We start from the raw sequence: 20677 nt of genomic DNA on the forward strand, positions 1-20677 counted from the left end.
AACACCACCTGAACGAGAAGCCCAAAAACGCAAAAACCCACCGACAAAAATCGGCGGGTTTGTCAGCAGTCTGACCCGGCTTTTGAGCCGGGTTTTTTCGTTTGCACGACACCAAGTCGGTTCAGATACTCAAAATATTTGCTTGGAACTGATTCTCATGGTTCGCGAATCACGGGCAGCGGTAGACGTTTCGGCTGATTTCGACCTGCCGCGGCTGTTGGCCCCGCGCATTTTTCCCCGAAACACGTCAGCGGTCTCTTAAGAGCTGATTAACACTTTGACCGCCGTGCGGTTGATTTGTGTCGAACTTGCAACAGCATGAGGGCAACGACGCGGTTGAAGTGCTAAATCATTCGCATCACGATTGCGCGACTCTGCGCGAATGGTTTTAATCCAGTTCAAGAGCAGCAACATTCCCACCCGCTGCTTTACTGAATTGACTTGGAGGTCACCATGAACATTAAGAGCTTTCTGATCGGCTCCGCTGCAGCACTCGCAGCCGTATCCGGCGCACAGGCAGCAGACGCCATCGTCGCTGCAGAACCTGAGCCACTTGAATACGTTCGCGTTTGCGACGCTTTCGGCACAGGCTTCTTCTACATTCCAGGCACTGAAACCTGCCTGAAGTTCGGCGGTTACATCCGTTTCCAGACAGACTTCGGTCGCGACGAATCCGGCACATCTGATTGGGACTCCTTCACACGCGCCCAGTTCAACGTTGACACACGCACAGACACCGAACTCGGCGCACTGCGTGGCTTCATCGAGTTCCGCGCCGATGCAGACGGCGGCAGCGCAGCTTCCTCCGGCGTTGAAGCTCGTCAGGCATTCATCGAACTTGGTGGCCTGCGCGTTGGTAAGTTCTACAGCTGGTGGGACGACGATCTTTCTGGCGAAACAGACCTTCTGTCTTCCAACACCCTGTTCAACTCCATTCGTTACACATACGATGCAGGCTCGTTCTGGGCTGGCGTTTCGGTTGACGAACTTGAAGGCCTGAACAGCCAGCTCGCTCGTCGCGTTGGTCCTTCTGGTCTCCCAGGTATCGACATCTACTCCCAGGAAGCCGACAACAACGTTGGTATCACAGCTGGCGTTGGCGCAAAGTTCGGCGCAGCCACTCTTCAGGTCATCGGCTCTTACGACGTAGACCAGGAAGAAGGCGCTATCCGCGCTATGATGTTTGCTGACATCGGTCCTGGCACACTCGGCCTGGCTGGCGTTTGGGCATCCGGCGGCAACGCTTACTACGCACTGTCCGAGTGGACTGTTGCTGCTGAATACGCCATCAAGGCAACCGACAAGCTGACAATCACACCAGCTGCTCAGTACCTTGCAAACGTTTCTGACGACGTCGTTCTCGGCACTGTCACCAACGGCGCATTCGTAGCAGGATCCACAGTTACCCGTGGTGACGACTGGTCGAGCCGCGATGCTTGGACGGCTGGCGTAACGGTTGATTACAAAATCACCGAAGGCCTGACAACGAAGGTTACTGCTAACTACTACGACGAAGACGACAATGACGATCAGGTCACTGGCTTCGTTCGCCTTCAGCGCGACTTCTAATCTGATCTGACTTTCCAAGTCATTCAGGAAAACCCGGCTTTCGAGCCGGGTTTTTTCGTTTTGGATCGGTCGCTATAAAGGCGTGTCCTGTCGAATGCAGACCACAAAAAAAGCTCTGGATCACTCCAGAGCTTTCGCTTTACGGGGCCGTTGTTTCAAAATCAGCCGGGTCTGCCATCGCGCAAATCTGTGACAATGTCTGTCTTCTGGCCCAGCCGTGTCTTGTAGACCTGATAGTTCTCCATCACTCGCTGAACATAGTTGCGGGTTTCGGGGAAGGGGATGTGCTCGATCCAGTCCACCACATCGTCAATGGGCTTGCCGCGCGGATCGCCATAGCGGGCAATCCATTCAGGAACACGCTTCGGGCCTGCATTATAGGCGATGAAGGTCAGGATGTAGGAGCCGCCGAAACTGTCGATTTGCTCGCCCAGATAATGTGCGCCGAGTGTGGCGTTGTAACCGGCATCCGTGGTGAGCTTCGCCTGTATGAAATCCATTCCATGGCGGCTCGCCACGCCTTTTGCCGTCCCCGGCAGCAGTTGCAGAAGTCCACGCGCATTGGCAGGAGAAACGGCTGCGGGATTGAAGGCACTTTCCTGTCTGGCGATGGCATAAGCCAAGGCCTTACCGGAGCCGGAAATGTTGGCGCTGCCCGGAATGACCCCCATCGGGTAGGCAAGGGCGGCCGCATCGATGCCGCGGCTGAAAGCTGTCTTGCCGATCTGAAGCGAAACCTGATGGTTGTTGTTGGCTTCTGCGCGGGTCGCAAGGATCGCCAGTTCGCCTGGACTGTCCATCTGTTCGGCCAGAGCCCGATAGAGACTATCGGCGCGCCAACTGTAACCGGCAGCCTCCAGGCGCTCGATGGCGCGCACGGCTTCACGGTCGGCAAAGGTCTGCCGGTCGCTGTCTGTCGGGGAGGGGTAGGTGACGTTAATCGTTGTCTTGCCGATTCGGGCCGCTGCGAGTTGACCGTAGAATGTGCCCGGATTGGCCGCCGCCTTGGTGAAATAGTCCCGCGCGTCACCCGCTCCGCCCGCTTCAGCGGCACGGCCGAGCCAATAATAGGCGCGTGACGCTGAAAGCGGGCGGTTGGAGACCTGCAAAAGCGCGTTGAAGTGTTTGGTCGCAGACGCAGGATCTTGCAGCGCGCGCAAGGCGTACCAACCCGCATGGAATTCGGCATCGGCAATATCTACCGGTGACGTCGCATTATGGTTGGAGACGATATGGTACGCCTGTTTGAAATCCCCGAGGTCTGCGACGCCACGCGCAACGATGCGCCGCTCGTTCCACCACGCCCCGGGGTCGCCCAGCTTGGCTGCGTCCTTCGGCGCTTGCTCGAAGAGAGCAGCGGCCTCTTCGTATTTTTGTTGATGACGAAGATTCTCTATGCGTGCGAACAGATAAGCACGGTCTTGGCGCAGGTTGGCCGGAACCGCGTTGAGCGCCACAGCCGCAGTCTTCGATCTTTGCAGAACGGCCGCCCAGGCGGTGTAGAGGGGTTGCACCTTACCCAGATCACCAAAGCGTTTTGCCTGATCGACACGGTCGCGGTACATCAGGTAGTCCATTCGTGCCTTGTGATCGGCAACCGAAAGAAACGCGGAAAACTGGCCCATGACACGGTCTTCGAGACCCGTATTCATGGTTTCGCTTGTCCAGAGACGGCGGATGAGCGTCTGTGCCTGATCAGCCTGGCCGGAACCGTTGAGGGCCGCGGCAAGTGCCAATGTCCCCTCCGGCGTTTCCGGCGCAGTCTTTGTGAAATAGGCGATAACCTCAGAAGGCTCTGGGTTTTCGCGCAGCATAGCGCGTTCGGAATTGGCACGAAGGGTGGCTATTCCGGGCCACCCCTGCAAAACGTTCTGGGCAGCGATGATCTCGCTCGAAGGCACGTCTCTTTGTCCGGAGATCGCAATCGCCCATGTCAGGATATGCCGGTCCAGACTGGTCATGGGAAGTGCGTTGCGGATGGTCATCGCCCGCGTGGAATCACGGCTCGAAAGGGCATCAAGCCCGGCTTTTAGATCCGACACATCAAGCGGCTTGTTGGGCCGGATAATCGATCCTGTCACATCGGGGGTGGCTGGCAGGAACGCAGGAACTGCGGGAGGGTTGGGCTTCATGTAGGGCAGGGGTTGCATGCCATCGGATGATGGCCCCGCCCAAGCGCTCCAGACCGTTGCGGCAAGACCCGCAGCCAACAGTCCAAAAGCTGTTTTCTTCATGCCTCTACTCGCGATGTCAGGGTGGCTGATGTCGGCCACGCAAAGTTAAAGTTCAGGCGTCGCGCTTGTCGTCGAACCGAATTTTCCGGCTCGGTGTCGGGGCGGACAACATGTCTTCCATTAGCCGCTTTCAGCATTAACGAAACCTTACCGAACTCCATCGCTTCAGATCAAATTTAGGTCAGTGCCGCGCCTTTACAAGCTTTCGCCTTTATCTTGGCTGCATCGTGCATCTGGTCGTCGTTTCGGCCAAACTATTTGCTTTCAACACGTCAAAAGGCGCTTTTCACAGCTTGTCGGTCGCTTTGCCCCACACTAATGTGACGCTGTTTTAATCATGGAATGCGGCTGAAGCATGGACTGGCTCGCCGCTAGGAGTTTTGCATGTTCAAGGGATCCATTCCCGCCCTCATCACGCCGTTCACCGCTGAAGGTGCCGTGGACGAAACGGCGTTTGCCGCCCATGTAGAATGGCAGATTTCCGAAGGCAGCAGCGGCCTCGTGCCCGTGGGAACCACAGGGGAATCGCCAACTCTGTCCCATGACGAGCACAAACGGGTTGTGGAACTGTGCGTGGAAACAGCGGCAAAACGGGTTCCCGTGATAGCTGGTGCCGGCTCCAACAACACCCGCGAAGCAATCGAGCTTGCGCTTCATGCCCAGGAAGTCGGCGCGGATGCGCTGCTGGTCGTTACGCCCTATTACAACAAGCCGACACAAAAGGGTCTGTTTGCCCATTTCTCCGCGATCGCAGAGGCGGTCACGCTCCCCATCATCATTTACAATATCCCGCCGCGTTCCGTCATCGATATGTCTCCTGAAACCATGGGTGCTTTGGTGAGGGCGCATGAGAATATCGTCGGTGTGAAGGATGCGACCGGCAAGATCGATCGTGTGTCCGAGCAGCGCATCGCCTGTGGCAAGGACTTCGTCCAGCTGTCAGGTGAAGACGCAACAGCGCTGGGCTTCAACGCCCACGGTGGCGTTGGTTGCATCTCCGTTGCAGCGAATGTCGCGCCGCGCCTGTGCGCAGAATTCCAGGCAGCTACGCTTGCCGGAGATTATGCGCTGGCACTGGAATATCAGGATAAGCTGATGCCGCTCCATAAGGCGATCTTTATCGAGCCTGGTGTCTGCGGGACCAAATACGCGCTTTCGCGCACCCGAAACGGAAACCGAACGGTGCGCTCACCGTTGATAGATACGCTGGAACCGGCAACGCAGGCAGCGATCGATGCCGCGCTGAAACATGCTGGTCTCATCAACTGATCTCCATCGAGATGCGCCCACACCGGCGCATCTTCACTTTCGGCGTCTTTGTCCCTACATAGTGCGCACCGCAGACAGTGTGCGGGTGAATGAAAACGGATTGAAAAATGGCCCCCAAAGGCAGTCAGCGTGTCGTGAACAAGATCGTTGCGGAAAACCGCAAGGCTCGTTTCAATTATGAAATCCTCGACACATACGAGGCAGGCATCGTGCTGACTGGCACGGAGGTCAAATCGCTGCGTGAGGGGAAGGCGAATATCGCTGAATCCTACGCTTCTGATGAGGGCAACGAGATCTGGCTGATCAACTCGCATCTGCCGGAATACCTGCAGGCCAACCGCTTCAACCACGAGCCACGTCGTCGCCGCAAGCTGCTTTTGTCCAAGCGGGAAATTGGCCGTATGCGTGTTGGCATCAATCGTGAAGGGATGACGCTGGTCCCGTTGAAGATCTATTTCAACGACAAGGGCCGCGCCAAGCTCGAGCTTGCCCTGGCAAAGGGTAAGAAGCTGCACGACAAGCGCGAGACCGAGAAGGAGCGCGACTGGAACCGCCAGAAATCGCGCATCCTGAAGGGGAGTGTCAGCTAGGGCAGCATTGGTTGCAAAGACGGTTTGCTATTCGCCAAGTTCCATGACCAGAGACAAGGGTGCTCGAAACGTTGCGATCAAGCCGCTGTTTGTAAAGCGCTTGTCCACATCGCCGGTTCCGGCGATGCCCATGCGGATGAGGCGTGAGCCAAAACCTCTGCGTGCCGGTTCACGGGCAGGCGGACCGCCTTTTTCTTCCCACTTCAACGTCAGCATGGGCTTTTCGTCTTCTTGAGCAACGTCCCAGCTGATATCGACCACGCCCATATCGGTGGAAAGCGAGCCGTATTTGACGGCGTTGGTTCCAAGCTCGTGCAGGAGCAAAGACAAGGAGAGGCCAGCCTTCGGACCAAGGGGGACTTCGGGTCCGGAGATCAGGACCCTCTCAGGGTCTGCATGAAGATGCATGACCTTGCGGATGACATCGCGCAGCCGGGCCGTAGACCATGATTGCTGTAAAAGGACGTCATGCGCCGAGCTAAGGGCATGAAGCCGCCCGTTGAATGCCGCCACGGCGTCTTTTTCTGTCACGTTGCGCAGTGTTTGCGCCGCAATGGCTTGCACGATGGACAATGTATTCTTGAGACGGTGGCTGAGCTCCTGATTGAGAAGCTGCTGCTCGGACTCCGCATTCAGTCTGGCGATGGCAGCGTAGGCTCGGTCGGCAACGCCCCAGGCGAAGTCGAGCTCCAGCTTGCTCCAGAAACGCGGCCTGGAATCATGCGCGAAGAGAACGCCGACGAGGCTTCCCCTGTCGATGACGGGGACATTCACAAATGAGCGCACGCCGATAGCTGCATAGGATGCGGCGTCGTTGTCCAGCCAGTTTGCCGCGTTGATGTTCGGCACGGCCAGCGTGTCGCCCAGCTCAAGCCGTTCCACGGTCGCAGTGAAGTCGCTCAGCTTGTGGGGACCGGCAATGGACGGGACGCCGTTTGCAACCCAATTGTATTCCACGAGCAAGCTGCCCGTGCCGCTCTTGACCGTCGCATACCCGGCGCGATTGACAGCTAGGCCTTCCGAGAGAATTTCTGAGGCAATACGGGAGATGTCTTCCACCGTCTTGCCAACACGCAGGCGGTCGCCCAGCGTTAGAAGTGCGGCAATGCGGGAATCCTTGCGTTTGGAATCGGTGACATCGATAATGATACCGATCATCTTTGCCGGTTTGCCAGTCTCATCTTCGATGAACTGCGCGCGACGCGCCACCCAGCGCACCCGCTGATCGTTGCCGCGCCTGATCCGGTATTCAACGCTGAGCGGCGCTGTGCTATCGCCCCGACTGGCCGCTTCGGATTCGATTTTCTTATCCTCATCAATAATGAGGTTTTGAAAAACCGGCACCGAATAGTGGCGCTGAACTGGCACCCCGTAAATACGACAGAACTCTTCAGAGACGATCATCTCGTTTGAGGCGATATCGACTTCGAATATTCCGATCCGACCCGCATCATGCGCTGCTTTCGAACGTGCGTCATTGACGAGTAGTTCTTCGGCCTTGGCATCAGCCTTGGTGGCGCGCAGTCTGCGTTTTGCCGAAAGTCGTCGCTCCAGTGCCAGGTCGTGGGACATGGCGTGGAGATTACGGCGCAACTCCAGCAGCGACATGACCTGACGCGCAAGCGCTTGCAGCCCGTTTTTTTGCGCGGACGACAATTCCTTGGCCTCGTAGCCCAGAACGCACACGGTTCCAATTGGTAATTCGTCATCGGATTTCAGCAGGGCGCCGGCGTAAAAGCGAATATGGGGTGCGCCCGTCACAAGGGGATTGCAGTTGAAACGCGCATCCTTCGTCGCATCGGGCACGACAAGAAAATCCAGCTCAAGGATTGCTTTAGCGCAAAATGATGTGTCGAGAGGCGTTTCCCGGACACCCATGCCGACTTCGGCTTTGAAGAACTGACGACCATCGCCAATGAGATTGACGACAGCGATGGGAGTATCGCACAGGGCCGCAGCGAGTTCTGCAATGTCGTCAAAGTCCTGTTCACGCGGCGTGTCGAGGACGTTGTAGCTCTCAAGCGCTGCCAAGCGACGCTGTTCTTCAGAAGTAATCGCTTCCATTGGCCTTTTATCTGCTGATCACGTTGCCGCGCCGGCAGAAAAGGAGCCGGACATGTCGCTCATTTGATACACGAAGTGTGGCTATTACCATCATAAAAAGATGAAAAATCAAACTGTTTTCGAATGTAATGGAGAGATGATTTATCAATAGACCGTTGTAAGGATGAAGGGCCGGTCGAGGATGATGTCGGTCCATTGATTCAGCTGTGGTGAAAAACAAAGACCACGGATGCACGTAAAAAAGCGCGGGCATCGTTTCGAATGCCCACGCCCGAAAAACCGGATTTTTCTAAACCTAGTCGACCGCTTCTGTCGGCTCCACAAAGCGCTGCGTGCGTTCGCTTGGATCGCGACCGATTTCTGCCTTCAGTGACAGCAGATCGATGAAGTGATCGGCCTGACGGCGCAAATCGTCTGCAATCATGGGCGGCTGTGTGGACATGGTGGAGATGACCGAGACCTTGCGGCCACGACGTTGAAGTGCTTCCACCAGCGTGGTGAAATCCCCGTCGCCGGAAAATAGCACGAGATGATCGACCGTTTCGGACTGTTCCATGGCGTCGACAGCAAGCTCGATATCCATATTGCCTTTGATCTTGCGGCGACCCATCGCGTCGGTAAATTCCTTGGCGGGCTTCGTCACGACCTTGTAGCCGTTATAGTCAAGCCAGTCGATCAGCGGGCGAATGGAAGAGTACTCCTGATCCTCGATGAGCGCGGTGTAATAATAGGCGCGCAGCAAGTAGCCTCTCTTCTGGAAGGCTTTCAGAAGCTTACGATAGTCGATATCGAATCCAAGACTTTTGGACGCAGCGTAAAGATTGGCCCCATCTATAAAAAGCGCGATTTTTTCGCGTGGGTCGAACATAAAATCAAATCCTTTCTGGCAACGGGGCCGCCAATAATTCTCACAATAATGGCTTACCGAACGGACGCCTAATGCAGTACATTATTAAGCATTCATATAAGGCTCATGGACCACACGTCCAGTCCCCTATATGAATTAAGTGTGATTTTTGCGCAATTGACTGAAATCGGCTGGATGTGCTTTTCAGAGTGGTTTTCAGGAAAAACTTGAAATCAGTGCCCAATGCCTGTATCGGGACGGGTAATCCGCGACATTAAGACCGCAAAGGACAGGCAATGGCCCGTGTCACCGTAGAAGATTGCATCGACAAAGTAGACAACCGCTTCGAACTCGTCCTTCTGGCCAGCCATCGTGCGCGCCAGATTTCGCAAGGGTCGCAGATTACCATCGACCGCGACAACGACAAGAATCCGGTCGTTGCCCTGCGCGAAATCGCCGATGAAACATTGTCGCCTGACGACCTGAAGGAAGACCTCATCCACTCGCTGCAGAAGCATGTGGAAGTGGACGAGCCAGAGCCCGATCCAGTTTCGATCGCTGCCGCCGGTTCCTCCAGCGATGCAGAAGACGACGACGCGCCAGAGACCGTCAATTTCGACCAGATGACGGAAGAAGATCTTCTGGCCGGTATCGAAGGTCTTGTGCCGCCTGAAAAGAACGACGATTATTGATTTGTGGATGCGTGCTGGAAATATCTCCAGTTACGCTCTGTAAAGCTTTGTCGTCATAATCTGAACGCAGATTATGCAACATTGTGCGCCGGTCTAACGATTGGCGCGCTTTCTTTTTCGGGGCATCCCATACATGATGCGACAGTACGAACTCGTCGAGCGAGTTCAAAAATACAAGCCTGACGCAAATGAGGCCTTGCTGAACAAGGCCTATGTTTATGCCATGCAGAAACATGGCCAGCAAAAACGCGCCAATGGCGACCCCTACATTTCGCATCCGCTGGAAGTGGCAGCCATCCTCACCGAGATGCATCTCGATGAGTCGACCATCGCTGTCGCGCTGCTGCATGACACCATCGAAGACACCAGCGCCACGCGGGCAGAAATCGACGATCTTTTCGGTGAAGACATTGGCCGTCTGGTCGAGGGGCTCACCAAGCTCAAGAAGCTCGATCTCGTTACCAAAAAGGCCAAACAGGCAGAAAACCTGCGTAAGCTGCTGCTTGCCATATCTGACGACGTCCGTGTTCTCCTGGTCAAGCTGGCTGACCGCCTCCACAATATGCGCACCATGGAGCATATGCCGGAGGACAAGCGCAGCCGCATTTCCGAAGAAACGATGGAAATCTATGCACCGCTGGCCGGACGCATGGGCATGCAGGACATGCGCGACGAGTTGGAAGACCTGTCGTTCCGTTACCTGAACCCGGAAGCGTTCGAGACGGTTACGAAGCGTCTTCTGGGTCTGGAAGAGCAGAATCAGGGCCTCGTCAAGAAGATTGAGGACGAGTTGCGCGAGTTGCTTGTCGCCAATGGTGTCGAAGGCGCTTACGTCAAGGGACGGCAGAAGAAGCCGCATTCCGTGTTTCGCAAGATGCAGTCGAAGTCTCTGTCTTTTGAGCAGCTCTCGGACGTCTACGGTTTCCGGATTCTCGTGCAGGATCTGCCCGCATGCTACCGCGCGCTGGGCATCGTGCACACACGCTGGCGGGTGGTGCCGGGTCGGTTCAAGGACTATATCTCGACACCGAAACAGAACGACTATCGTTCCATCCATACCACCATCGTCGGGCCCTCGCGTCAACGTATCGAACTGCAAATCCGCACCAAGCGCATGCACGAGATTGCGGAATACGGGATCGCGGCCCATTCGCTCTACAAGGATGGGGAGATTCGCGACGGTGACGTGCTGTCGCCGGAATCCAACGCCTATTCCTGGCTGCGCCATACCATCGAGGCTTTGGCGGAGGGAGACAGCCCGGAAGAGTTTCTCGAGCACACCAAGCTCGAACTGTTTCAGGATCAGGTCTTCTGCTTCACGCCCAAGGGCAAGCTGATTGCGTTGCCACGTGGTGCGACACCCATCGACTTCGCCTATGCCGTCCACACCAATATCGGTGACACCACCGTTGGTGCCAAGATCAACGGCCGGATCATGCCGCTGGTGACGCGTCTGAACAATGGCGATGAAGTCGAGATCATCCGCTCCGGCGTGCAGGTTCCGCCCGCCGCATGGGAAGAGGTGGTCGTCACCGGTAAGGCACGTTCCGCCATTCGCCGAGCCACCCGGATGGCCATCCGCAAACAATATGCCGGTCTTGGCTATCGCATCCTGGAGCGGACATTCGAGCGTGCCGGAAAGCAGTTTTCTCGCGAAGGGCTGAAGCCCGTCCTCCACAGGCTGGCGCAGAAGGATGTGGAAGACGCGATTGCAGCCGTCGGTCGCGGCGAAGTCTCGTCTCTCGATGTGCTTCGTGCCGTCTATCCCGATTATCAGGACGAACGCGTCACCGTGAAGATGACTGGTGACGATGGCTGGTTCAATATGCGCAGCGCCTCCGGGATGATCTTCAAGATACCGGGCAAATCCCGCTCCGTGCTGGAGGACGATGGCGCCGCCGAGGTCATCGATGGCCCTGACCCGCTACCCATCCGTGGATTGTCCGATAATGTCGAGGTCCATTTCGGTGCGGCAGGTGCCGTCCCGGGAGATCGCATCGTCGGGATTATGGAAAAGGGCAAGGGCATCACCATCTACCCGATCCAGTCGCCGGCATTGCAACGCTTCGATGACGAGCCTGAACGCTGGATTGATGTGCGCTGGGATCTGGATGAAGCCAACAAATCCCGATTCATGGCGCGCATCATGATCAATGCGCTCAACGAGCCGGGAACGCTGGCATCGGTCGCGCAATCCATCGCGACGGTTGATGTGAACATTCGCGGATTGAACATGGTGCGCATCGGTACTGATTTCTCCGAATTGGCCATCGACATCGAGGTCTGGGATTTGCGCCAGTTGAGCCAGTTGCTTTCCCAGCTGAAAGACCTGGACTGTGTTTCCACCGTCAAACGTGCCTTTGATTAAGGCAATATTGCTGTAATTATCATCACTGAGGCCGGTGTTATGCGTAAGGCGCATAGCAGCGGCCTTGTCCTGTCTGTAGTCATGAAGCGTTTTCCGAACTATCTTCACATCAGAAATCAAGAGCAAGCATACGGCCCGCCGGACAGTATCTGCAGTTGCAGGGCCGCTCTATCTCAAAAAGGAAACGAAGATGTTTGGACCAATTCGCAAGCTAGCCCGCGCCGTTCGTGGCAAGTCTGTTCAGGAACGTGAATTTGATTACCTGAGCGACTCCGTATCGCGGATCGACCTCGAATTCCGCCAGCGCGAAGTCGATCGCGGCATGTTCCGCCGTTAATGCAAAAATGCATACCGGCTATTCCGGTGTGAAGCTAGGTCCGAGCGCATTCAAACATGCGCTCTCTGGACGTAAGCCGCGGTTTCGCACTTGGCGTTATCGAGACGATGCAATAAGTTTGCCCCATGCCGTTTCGTCGTCGTAAACCTGCTGGCCATCTTGAAAGACTGCGGGCCCTTCTGTGGCCGCGCATGGGCTTTCGCCGTTCGCTTCGCTATCTGAAGCTGAGGCTCGTGCGGCTGTCGGCGTCCCCATACTCCGTGGCGGCGGGTGTGGCAGTGGGCGTTGCAGTCGCATGGACGCCTTTTCTCGGCATTCATATCCTGATTGCCATGGCGCTCGCCTTCGTGATCAGAGCCAACCTTGTCGCAGCCGCGCTCGGCACGACATTCGCCAATCCCCTGACATTTCCGCTGATCTGGGCCTCGACATGGGAGCTCGGTCATCTGCTTCTGGGACGCAGCGACCAGAACGTATCGTCCCACGTCGATTTCTCGCAGATTTTCAGCCACATGAATTTTCTTCAGCTATGGCAACCGGTTCTGGAGCCGATGACCATCGGCGCGCTGATACCCGCAACATTGTCGGCGGGCGTTGCCTATGTCAGCGTTTACATGGTCATTCGCGGCTTCAGAGCCCGCAAGGATCAGATGCTGGTGCAGCACATCGCCAATGCCGCCGCGCGCAAATCCGATGCCAATCTCGTAACAGGAACGACAGAATGATTATCGGCATGGGCAGCGACCTCATCGACATCAGGCGCATCGAGACATCCATTACACGTTTTGGCGATCGCTTCACGCATCGCTGTTTTACAGATATCGAGCAGAAGAAGTCCGATGGCCGCAAGAACCGGGCAGCGTCCTACGCCAAAAGATTTGCTGCCAAGGAGGCCTGCTCCAAGGCTTTGGGGACGGGTCTGGCACAAGGTGTGTTCTGGAGAGACATGGGTGTCGTCAACCTGCCGAGCGGCAAGCCGACGATGAAGCTGACCAATGGCGCGGCAGAGCATCTCGCCAAGCTTTTGCCCGCCGGACATGATGCCGTCATCCACCTCACCATCACCGACGAGTTTCCCTATGCTCAGGCGTTTGTGATCATCGAGGCCGTCGCGGTAACCAAATAACCGCAAATTCCGGTGCCAGACCGGTTTAGACCTGCTACAGGCCATGGAAACGCTTCCCTTTGCCCATGAAAGGTTCTAGAGAAGTCCGTCGAAATCGAAGAACGAGCAGGCAGGTCTCTAAGTGTCCGAACAAGCTGAAAAGAAGCAAAGCGCCCTATGGGAAAATGTCAAGGTCATCGTCCAGGCGTTGCTCCTGGCCATGATTATCCGTACGGTGCTTTTCCAGCCTTTTACCATTCCGTCCGGCTCCATGATGCCGACGCTTCTGGTGGGTGACTATCTGTTCGTCAACAAGTTCTCCTATGGCTATTCGAAGTACTCGCTGCCGTTTTCTCCCGATCTCTTCTCCGGCCGTATCCTTCAGTTCAGCGAGCCCAAGCGTGGCGACGTCGTCGTCTTCCGTCTGCCGCCCAACCCTGAAGTTGATTACATCAAGCGTCTTGTGGGCCTGCCGGGCGATCGTATTCAGGTGACGAACGGCGTGCTTCTCATCAATGGCAATCCCGTTCCCAAGCAGCCGGATGGCGTCTTTACATCGGATTATCGTGCCGATCCCGGCGCAAACGTTCCTGTCTTCCGCGAAACGTTTGACAATGGTGTGACCTTCGACACGCTCGACCAGTCTCCGGACTCCCGTGGTGACAACACGCGTGAATTCATCGTGCCGGAAGGCCATTACTTCATGATGGGCGATAACCGCGACAATTCGCTGGACAGCCGCTTCGATGTCGGTTTCGTTCCGGCTGAAAACCTCATCGGTCGCGCCAGCGTCATCTTCTTCTCGCTCGGCAACGACACACCGTTCAGCCGTGTCTGGGACTGGCCCGCCAACATGCGTTGGGATCGCCTGCTCAAGGTTGTTCAATGAGCAAGGTGAAGCCTCTTTCGGCAGACGAAATCGGCCGACTCGAAGCCCTGATAGGATATGAATTCAAGGAAAAGGCCCGGCTCGACCGGGCCTTGACCCATGCAAGCGCGAGTGCTGGAAAAACCGGCAATTACGAGCGCCTGGAATTTCTGGGTGACCGCGTGCTGGGCCTCTGCGTCGCGGAATTGCTGTTTACGACATTTCGAACAGCGACCGAGGGTGAGCTGTCCGTGCGTCTGAACCAGCTGGTCAGTGCCGAGTCCTGCGCCGCCATTGCCGATGAAATGGGGCTGCATCTCTTCATTCGCACCGGTGCCGACGTCAAGAAGCTGACTGGCAAGGCGATGCTGAACGTGCGCGCCGATGTGGTGGAAAGCCTGATCGCCGCCATTTACATCGATGGTGGGCTGGAAGCAGGCCGCAGCTTCATTCTGAAATACTGGACCGAGCGCGCAACCCGCGTGGACGCCGGACGACGGGATGCAAAGACCGAATTGCAGGAATGGGCGCATGCGAAATTTGCAGCCACTCCGCATTACAGGATTGACGATCGCACCGGACCGGACCACGATCCAAGCTTCACGGTGACGGTGGAAGTGCCCGGCGTTGCGCCGGAAACGGGCGTTGATCGCTCCAAGCGCGCCGCCGAGCAGGTGGCCGCGACGAAATTATTGGAACGCGAAGGCGTTTGGCAGAAATCATCTGCCGCAAATTGATTGGATACCCCATGACCGAACATGAGCTTGACGCGACGCCGTCACAAGAAACCGTTGAGACCAGACCGACCCATTCCGGGTTTGTCGCGCTGATCGGCCCGACAAACGCCGGCAAATCGACGCTGGTCAACCATCTCGTGGGCGCCAAGGTTTCGATCGTCAGCCACAAGGTGCAGACGACACGCGCCGTGATGCGCGGTATCGCGATCCACAACAACGCCCAGATCGTCTTCATGGACACGCCCGGCATCTTCAAGCCCCGCCGTCGTCTGGACCGCGCCATGGTCACCTCCGCCTGGGGTGGCGCCAAGGACGCTGATATCATTCTTCTGCTGATCGACAGCGAGCGTGGCCTCAAAGGCGATGCTCAGACGATTCTCGAGGGCCTGAAGGACGTGAAGCAGACGAAGATTCTCTGCCTGAACAAGATCGACCAGGTTCAGCGCGAGGATTTGCTGAAGCTGGCGTCTGCCGCAAACGAGATCGTCAATTTCGACCGCACCTTCATGATTTCGGCCACGAACGGTTCGGGCTGCGACGATCTGATGAACTACCTTTCGGACGAGCTGCCACAGGGACCGTGGTACTATCCTGAAGACCAGATTTCCGATCTTCCCATGCGACAGCTTGCCGCCGAAATTACCCGCGAGAAGCTGTTCCTGCGTCTGCATCAGGAGCTTCCCTACGCATCCCACGTCGAAACCGAAAAGTGGGAAGAGCGCAAGGACGGTTCTGTTCGCATCGAGCAGGTCATCTATGTCGAGCGTGACAGCCAGAAGAAGATCGCGCTGGGCAAGAACGGCGATGCTATCAAGGCCATCTCGTCATCCTCGCGCAAGGAACTTTCGGCAATTCTCGAACAGACGGTGCATCTCTTCCTGTTCGTGAAGGTGCGTGAGAACTGGGGTGACGATCCGGAGCGCTTCCGCGAGATGGGCCTGGAGTTTCCAAGGCACTGATGATCTGTGACGGTACCGATAACGGTTGCCGAGTGAATGCTCTGAAAGCCTTATCGTTTCTGTTGTTTATGGATCATCATGTCGCCCAGGAAGCCAAACGGAATGTCGACCACGCCTTGCGAACAGTGTCCCTTGCGTGGCCTCAAATATTTTCGAGATTTCTCTGCGCCGGAACTGGATTTCGTGTCTCGCTTCAAGACCGGTGAGCTTTCCGTGGAGCCGGGCGCGATCGTCCTGATGGAAGGCTCCCATAGCGCGCATCTCTATACGATTCTGCAGGGTTGGGGCTTCCGATATAAAACGCTGGAAGACGGTCGCCGTCAGATCCTCAACTATCTGATGCCCGGAGATCTCGTCGGCTTGCAGGGAACAGTGATGGGCGAGATGCAGCATTCGGTCGAAGCGCTGTCTCCCATCACCCTTTGCGTTTTTGAACGCGGCCGGTTGAACAGCCTGTTTTCCGATCACCCTTCGCTTGCCTACGACATTACCTGGATTGCAGCCAGCGAAGAGCGCATGCTCGACAACCACCTTCTCAGCATCGGACGACGCACGGCGTTGGAACGAGCAGCCTATCTTCTGGCATTCCTTTACAATAAGGCCGTCAGGGTCGGGCTTCTGGAAAAGAACGGGCCTATTCCGGTGACGCAGCAGCACGTGGCAGATACGTTGGGATTGTCTATCGTTCATACCAACAAGACCTTGCGCAAGCTTGCCGATCGCGAATTGATTCGCTGGACAGACAAGGGTTGCATCGTGCTTGATGACGCTGGTTTGGCAAAAACCGCCGGTTGGGAAGCCGATTCGCGCAACGCCAGACCGTTCATTTAGAAATTCCTGATTTAAATCTCAGGCTAATTTGATATGTCTTTTTTAAATGACGCAGCAGAGGCGATCTGCGATGTCATAGAAATTGGTTCTGTGAATGTTCACGGATTTTTTTGATGCTGTGGTATTGTTTGCAGCCGGAGAAAGATAAAAAATGTTGCCTCAACGGGTTCTCATCGTAGAGGACGAATATCTGGTTGCCATGGACGTTGAAACGTCTCTTCAGGCCATGGGCGTTAACACCATTGATATTGCTACGACTTTATATCAGGCCAAGGAGTCGCTTCTGCAGGCTCGGCCTGACTGTGTCCTTCTGGATGTCAGCCTCTCGGATGGCATGAGCTACGAATTGGCTCGCCACTTGAAAGAGCACTCGATTCCCTTCGGCTTCGTCAGCGGTTACGGGGATACCAGCGGCTTCCCGCCGGACTTTGCCGATTCCCACCTTCTGGATAAACCATTTGGTGAAGTCGAGCTGAAAACATTCGTCACACGCATCATGAGCGCGTGAAACGCAAGCGCTTTTGCGCCGGATAGGCTATAACGGCGCTTTGTACCGGCGGATCGAGCAAACCATCCATGCAGTGGCAGGACGACGCAATTATTCTGGGTGTAAAGCGCCACGGGGAGACCAGCGTCGTCGCCGAGCTTATGACGCGCACCCGTGGCCGGCATCTCGGCCTTGTCCGTTCGGGCCGCTCCCGCAGCATGCAGCCGGTTCTCCAGCCGGGAAATCGCGTTGACGTCATCTGGCGCGCGCGGCTGGATGATCATCTGGGTGAATACCGGATCGAACCGCTGCAATTGCGTGCAGCGCAATTGATGGAAACGGCGACCGCTGTATACGGCGTCCAGGCCATGGCGGCACTTTTACGGTTGCTGCCTGAACGGGATCCGCATCCACATCTGTTTGAAGCGCTGGATGTGATTCTCGATAATCTTTCCGATCCCGCCGACGCGGGAGAACTGTTCGTCCGATTCGAGTTAGCCGTGCTCAACGATCTCGGTTTCGGGCTCGATCTCGACGAATGCGCAGCAACGGGTCTTCGCAACGACCTGATCTATGTTTCTCCCAAGACGGGTAGGGCGGTGTCCAGAGGCGCCGGTGCGCCCTATGCCGCCCGTATGCTGGCGTTGCCTGAATTTCTGAGCAAGGAAAACTCGAAGGCGGCGGATTGCGAAAGCCTTGCAGCGGCTTTCCGTTTGACAGGACATTTCCTGCACAGACACGTCTACGAGCCGCGAGGCCTCAACGAAAATGCCACCCGCGACGGCTTCGTGCAGGCGGCATTGAAGGCTTTGAACAAAGCGGGCTGATCACTTACGCGACCGCAGGGCGGATGACGGCGCGCTCCTCAATCGGCCAATGCACCACAGCGGCAAACAGGCCCATGACAACGCCCAGCCACCAGACCACATCGTAAGACCCGAACGTGTCGTAGAGAAAGCCGCCCAGCCATACGCCGAGGAAAGAGCCGATCTGGTGCGACAGAAACACCACGCCACCCAGCATGCCGAGATGGCGCGTGCCGAACATGATGGCGACGAGGCCATTCGTGGGCGGCACCGTGGACAGCCAGAGAACGCCCATGACGGCGGCAAAGATGATGACCGACACGGGCGATTGCGGCAGCAACAGGAATGCGGTGACGGCAATCGAGCGACCAATATAGATGTAGGCGAGGAGATAGGGTTTGGAATATCGCTGTGCGATGTAGCCTGCGCCGAGCGAGCCGGCGATATTGAAAAAGCCGATCAACGCCATGGCAATGACGGCATAACGGGGCTCGATGCTGATATCGCCGAGATAAGCGGGAAAATGAGCGGTGATGAAAGCCACCTGAAACCCGCAGACGAGAAAACCGGTGGCGAGAAGCAGGTAGCTCTTGTGACCGAGCGCTTCCTTCAAGGCCTGTCCCGCCGTCTGCTGAAACTGCGCCTGGGATTGTGTGCCGGACGAGGAGTTGCCACGCAGCGGCCACGCCAGAAGCGGTACGATCAGCATCATGGCACCCAGCCAGACGAGACTGTCGGACCATCCATAGGCGGTAATCAATCCCTGACTGATCGGCGCAAAGACAAACATGCCGGCAGACCCTGCGGCCGTGCCGATACCAAACGCCATGGTACGCTGTTCCGGCGTGACGTGACGGGCAAAGGCAGACAGGATCACGCTGAAAGAGCCTGCTGCAATACCAAGTCCGACGAGGACGCCGCCGCCCAGATGCAACCACAGCGGCGAGGTGCCGATCGACATGCAGACAAGGCCCGCAGCATAGATCAGGCCCGAAAGCACCAGCACCCGGCCAGTCCCGTATTTGTCAGCCAGCGCACCGAAAAACGGCTGCCCAAGGCCCCAGAACAGGTTCTGCAACGCCATCGCAAAACCGAAGGTCGACCGATCCCACCCAGTATCGGCCAGCATCGGCAGTTGGAAAAACCCCATCGCCGAACGTGGCCCGAAGGTCAGAACCGCAATCAGCGAGCCAGCTGTGATGATGAGCCACGGCATGGGATTGGCGATAGGCGAGCGCGTAGTGGTCGGCATGTTTTTTCCCCGGCGATTTCGACACATTAATGCCAGCGCATTCCCTTCGCCAACCACTTTTCTTGACTGGTCCATCACTGCGACTGATGCTTGTGGGAAATGATTTGGATCTAACCGTCGAACGCAACCGCGTCAGCGCTTTTTCAATGCCCATGTCTCGGCGCGTTCATCCACGATGTTCGCAACATCACCCACGGCAATCGATCCTTGCCCACGTGGAGTGAGGTTCCAGCCAAACAGGACGCCAGGGACACGGCGATCTGCGGACATGCGGATGCGCCCCATGGCTTTCATCGGGGAGGGCGCTTCACGCGACCCGGTTTGCTGATCCTGCGCGGTGACGATGCAGCGGGTGCAGGGCTTGACGAGATCGAAGCGGATGCCGTTGATCTCGATGGCCGTCCAACGGTCTTCTGCCCAAACCTCATCGGTATCGAGGACGATGTTGGGACGAAAGCGTTCCATGCCAACGCTGCCTTCGCCGTGGGCTTCCATGTCTTCGTTCAGGGCGGCAAGGGATGCCGTGGTGGTCAGAAGGATCTGATATCCATCGGCAAAGGTGACAGGCGTCTCGTTACCGGTCCAGTCGAGACTGGCACTGCGCTCGGACTGATCGTCGAAGAACACCAGCCTGATATCCCGGCCAAGCCAGCCCGAGAGCACCGTATTGGCATCATCATCAGCAACAGCCGCATCGACCACCGATTTCCAGACCGTCACGTCCATGCGACGTTGCGATGGTGTGGCGATGATTTGCCCCGTTCCCGCGATGGAAAGGTGATAGCCGCTCTCTTTCGCTTCGACAGAGATGGTAGCGATCTCGGGCATTTCGCGCTGGGTGATGAAATGCCCGGAGGGTTCAACGAGCATCAGGCGACGGTCGCCCTTCAACCCTTGCGCGGTGATGGAGCTTTCGGAAAGCGAGATGCCACGCCCACTTTTCAGTGGGTAGATGTTGAGTTCGGTAATGCGCATGTAGGCCTCATATCTCGTCCAGAAACAGGTCGAGCACCTGTTGCAGCCGTTCGTGCCGCTGTTTGGCGATCTGGCGTCCAGTTTCAGTCTGGAAACCATCTGCCAGCTTGAACAGCTTGTTTTCGAAATGGTCGATTGCAAAGCGCCGGTCGTCTAGTGGGCGATGCCTGGCCAACGGGTCTTCGGGGTCGTAGAGAGCAGAACCTAGACGTCCGGCAATGTAGAAACAGCGCGCCGCACCCACCATGCCGATGGCGTCCAGCCGGTCCGCATCCTGGAGAATTTTGGCCTCCAGCGTTTCGGGCGCGATATTGGCCGAAAAACTGTGCGTCAGAATGGCGTGGGAAACCGCATCGACATCGGCCTCATTCCAGCCGATACCGCGCAAAATGCCGGATGCCTTTTCCGCCGCCAGCCGTGATGCCTGTGCGCGCAGTGGCGAATTCTTCTCCACGGCGACACAATCATGAAGAAGGACGCTCGCCGCGAGAACCCTACCGCTGCCGCCCTCTTGGTCATGAATGCGCATGGCATTGCGAAAGACCCGATGGATATGCGCCAGATCATGCGATCCATCATCACCTTCGGCAGCATGCGGCATCAGCGTTTCAGCCAATTCCGCGAACGGTGCGAAAGCCTGCGCCTGCATGTGATTCCTCCCGTTTGAACGCTTGCTATCTAAGGACG

Annotated in this window: 21 protein-coding genes; 15 read left to right on the top strand and 6 right to left on the bottom strand. The window is 56.7% G+C overall.

Features of this window, described 5'->3' with window-relative positions:
- Positions 1-262: hypothetical protein (locus EKM04_RS06230; RefSeq protein ID WP_252094046.1), on the top strand; the 262-nt coding region annotated here is incomplete at its 5' end.
- Positions 263-453: 191 nt separating this feature from the next.
- Complete coding sequence (locus tag EKM04_RS06235; RefSeq protein ID WP_174152525.1) at positions 454-1569, top strand: porin; 1116 nt, start codon at positions 454-456, stop codon at positions 1567-1569.
- Positions 1570-1730: 161 nt separating this feature from the next.
- Here EKM04_RS06235 and EKM04_RS06240 read toward each other — a convergent pair whose 3' ends face one another.
- Positions 1731-3803, bottom strand: coding sequence for a lytic transglycosylase domain-containing protein (locus EKM04_RS06240; protein WP_183897456.1), 2073 nt, complete (start codon positions 3801-3803; stop codon positions 1731-1733).
- Positions 3804-4187: 384 nt separating this feature from the next.
- Here EKM04_RS06240 and dapA point away from each other — a divergent pair, with 384 nt between their 5' ends.
- Together dapA and smpB are read left to right on the top strand one after the other, a co-directional pair.
- A complete protein-coding gene (gene dapA, locus EKM04_RS06245) occupies positions 4188-5072 on the top strand; it encodes a 4-hydroxy-tetrahydrodipicolinate synthase (RefSeq protein ID WP_183897457.1) in 885 nt (294 codons plus the stop codon).
- Positions 5073-5179: 107 nt separating this feature from the next.
- On the top strand, positions 5180-5662 hold the full coding sequence (smpB, locus tag EKM04_RS06250; RefSeq protein WP_174152528.1) for an SsrA-binding protein SmpB: 483 nt from the start codon (positions 5180-5182) through the stop codon (positions 5660-5662).
- A gap of 27 nt (positions 5663-5689) precedes the next feature.
- Here smpB and EKM04_RS06255 read toward each other — a convergent pair whose 3' ends face one another.
- Together EKM04_RS06255 and EKM04_RS06260 are read right to left on the bottom strand one after the other, a co-directional pair.
- Complete coding sequence (locus EKM04_RS06255) at positions 5690-7726, bottom strand: HWE histidine kinase domain-containing protein (RefSeq protein ID WP_174152529.1); 2037 nt, start codon at positions 7724-7726, stop codon at positions 5690-5692.
- Positions 7727-8021: 295 nt separating this feature from the next.
- Positions 8022-8594, bottom strand: a complete 573-nt coding sequence (locus tag EKM04_RS06260; protein ID WP_174152530.1) for a LabA-like NYN domain-containing protein — start codon at positions 8592-8594, stop codon at positions 8022-8024.
- Positions 8595-8869: 275 nt separating this feature from the next.
- Between EKM04_RS06260 and rpoZ the strand changes: the two genes are divergently transcribed.
- The 11 genes from rpoZ (at position 8870) to recO (ending at position 17784) form a co-directional block, all read left to right on the top strand.
- Positions 8870-9265: a DNA-directed RNA polymerase subunit omega gene (gene rpoZ, locus EKM04_RS06265; protein ID WP_045231783.1), complete on the top strand. Its 396-nt coding sequence runs from the start codon at positions 8870-8872 to the stop codon at positions 9263-9265.
- 133 nt (positions 9266-9398) lie between these two features.
- Complete coding sequence (locus EKM04_RS06270) at positions 9399-11633, top strand: RelA/SpoT family protein (protein ID WP_183897458.1); 2235 nt, start codon at positions 9399-9401, stop codon at positions 11631-11633.
- Positions 11634-11823: 190 nt separating this feature from the next.
- Positions 11824-11970, top strand: coding sequence for a DUF3563 domain-containing protein (locus EKM04_RS06275; RefSeq protein WP_174152532.1), 147 nt, complete (start codon positions 11824-11826; stop codon positions 11968-11970).
- Positions 11971-12095: 125 nt separating this feature from the next.
- Positions 12096-12695, top strand: coding sequence for a DUF2062 domain-containing protein (locus tag EKM04_RS06280; RefSeq protein WP_183897459.1), 600 nt, complete (start codon positions 12096-12098; stop codon positions 12693-12695).
- Positions 12692-13096: a holo-ACP synthase gene (acpS, locus tag EKM04_RS06285; protein ID WP_174152534.1), complete on the top strand. Its 405-nt coding sequence runs from the start codon at positions 12692-12694 to the stop codon at positions 13094-13096. Before EKM04_RS06280 ends, acpS begins: the two co-directional genes overlap by 4 nt.
- A 121-nt stretch (positions 13097-13217) precedes the next feature.
- Positions 13218-13964, top strand: coding sequence for a signal peptidase I (lepB, locus tag EKM04_RS06290; RefSeq protein WP_174152535.1), 747 nt, complete (start codon positions 13218-13220; stop codon positions 13962-13964).
- Positions 13961-14680, top strand: a complete 720-nt coding sequence (gene rnc, locus EKM04_RS06295; RefSeq protein WP_183897460.1) for a ribonuclease III — start codon at positions 13961-13963, stop codon at positions 14678-14680. The genes lepB and rnc overlap by 4 nt, the downstream gene beginning before the upstream one ends.
- 11 nt (positions 14681-14691) lie before the next feature.
- Entirely contained in the window at positions 14692-15639 is a 948-nt protein-coding gene (gene era, locus EKM04_RS06300) for a GTPase Era (protein ID WP_174152537.1), read from the top strand.
- A gap of 78 nt (positions 15640-15717) precedes the next feature.
- On the top strand, positions 15718-16470 hold the full coding sequence (locus EKM04_RS06305; protein WP_174152538.1) for a Crp/Fnr family transcriptional regulator: 753 nt from the start codon (positions 15718-15720) through the stop codon (positions 16468-16470).
- A 151-nt stretch (positions 16471-16621) separates the two neighbouring features.
- Positions 16622-16978, top strand: a complete 357-nt coding sequence (locus EKM04_RS06310) for a response regulator (protein ID WP_174152539.1) — start codon at positions 16622-16624, stop codon at positions 16976-16978.
- Positions 16979-17046: 68 nt separating this feature from the next.
- Entirely contained in the window at positions 17047-17784 is a 738-nt protein-coding gene (gene recO, locus EKM04_RS06315) for a DNA repair protein RecO (protein ID WP_183897461.1), read from the top strand.
- A gap of 4 nt (positions 17785-17788) precedes the next feature.
- Here the strand turns inward: recO and EKM04_RS06320 are convergent, their stop codons facing one another.
- The 3 genes from EKM04_RS06320 to EKM04_RS06330 form a co-directional block, all read right to left on the bottom strand.
- Positions 17789-19015 carry an MFS transporter gene (locus EKM04_RS06320; RefSeq protein WP_234911033.1) on the bottom strand — a complete coding sequence of 409 codons (1227 nt, stop codon included), beginning with the start codon at positions 19013-19015 and terminating at the stop codon, positions 17789-17791.
- Positions 19016-19147: 132 nt separating this feature from the next.
- On the bottom strand, positions 19148-19990 hold the full coding sequence (locus EKM04_RS06325; protein WP_183897463.1) for an MOSC domain-containing protein: 843 nt from the start codon (positions 19988-19990) through the stop codon (positions 19148-19150).
- 7 nt (positions 19991-19997) lie between these two features.
- Complete coding sequence (locus EKM04_RS06330) at positions 19998-20639, bottom strand: HD domain-containing protein (RefSeq protein WP_183897464.1); 642 nt, start codon at positions 20637-20639, stop codon at positions 19998-20000.
- Between the last annotated feature and the right edge of the window lie 38 nt (positions 20640-20677).

It is taken from the genome of Rhizobium skierniewicense Ch11, from assembly GCF_023757665.1.
In the GTDB taxonomy this organism is placed as follows: Bacteria; Pseudomonadota; Alphaproteobacteria; order Rhizobiales; family Rhizobiaceae; genus Agrobacterium; species Agrobacterium skierniewicense.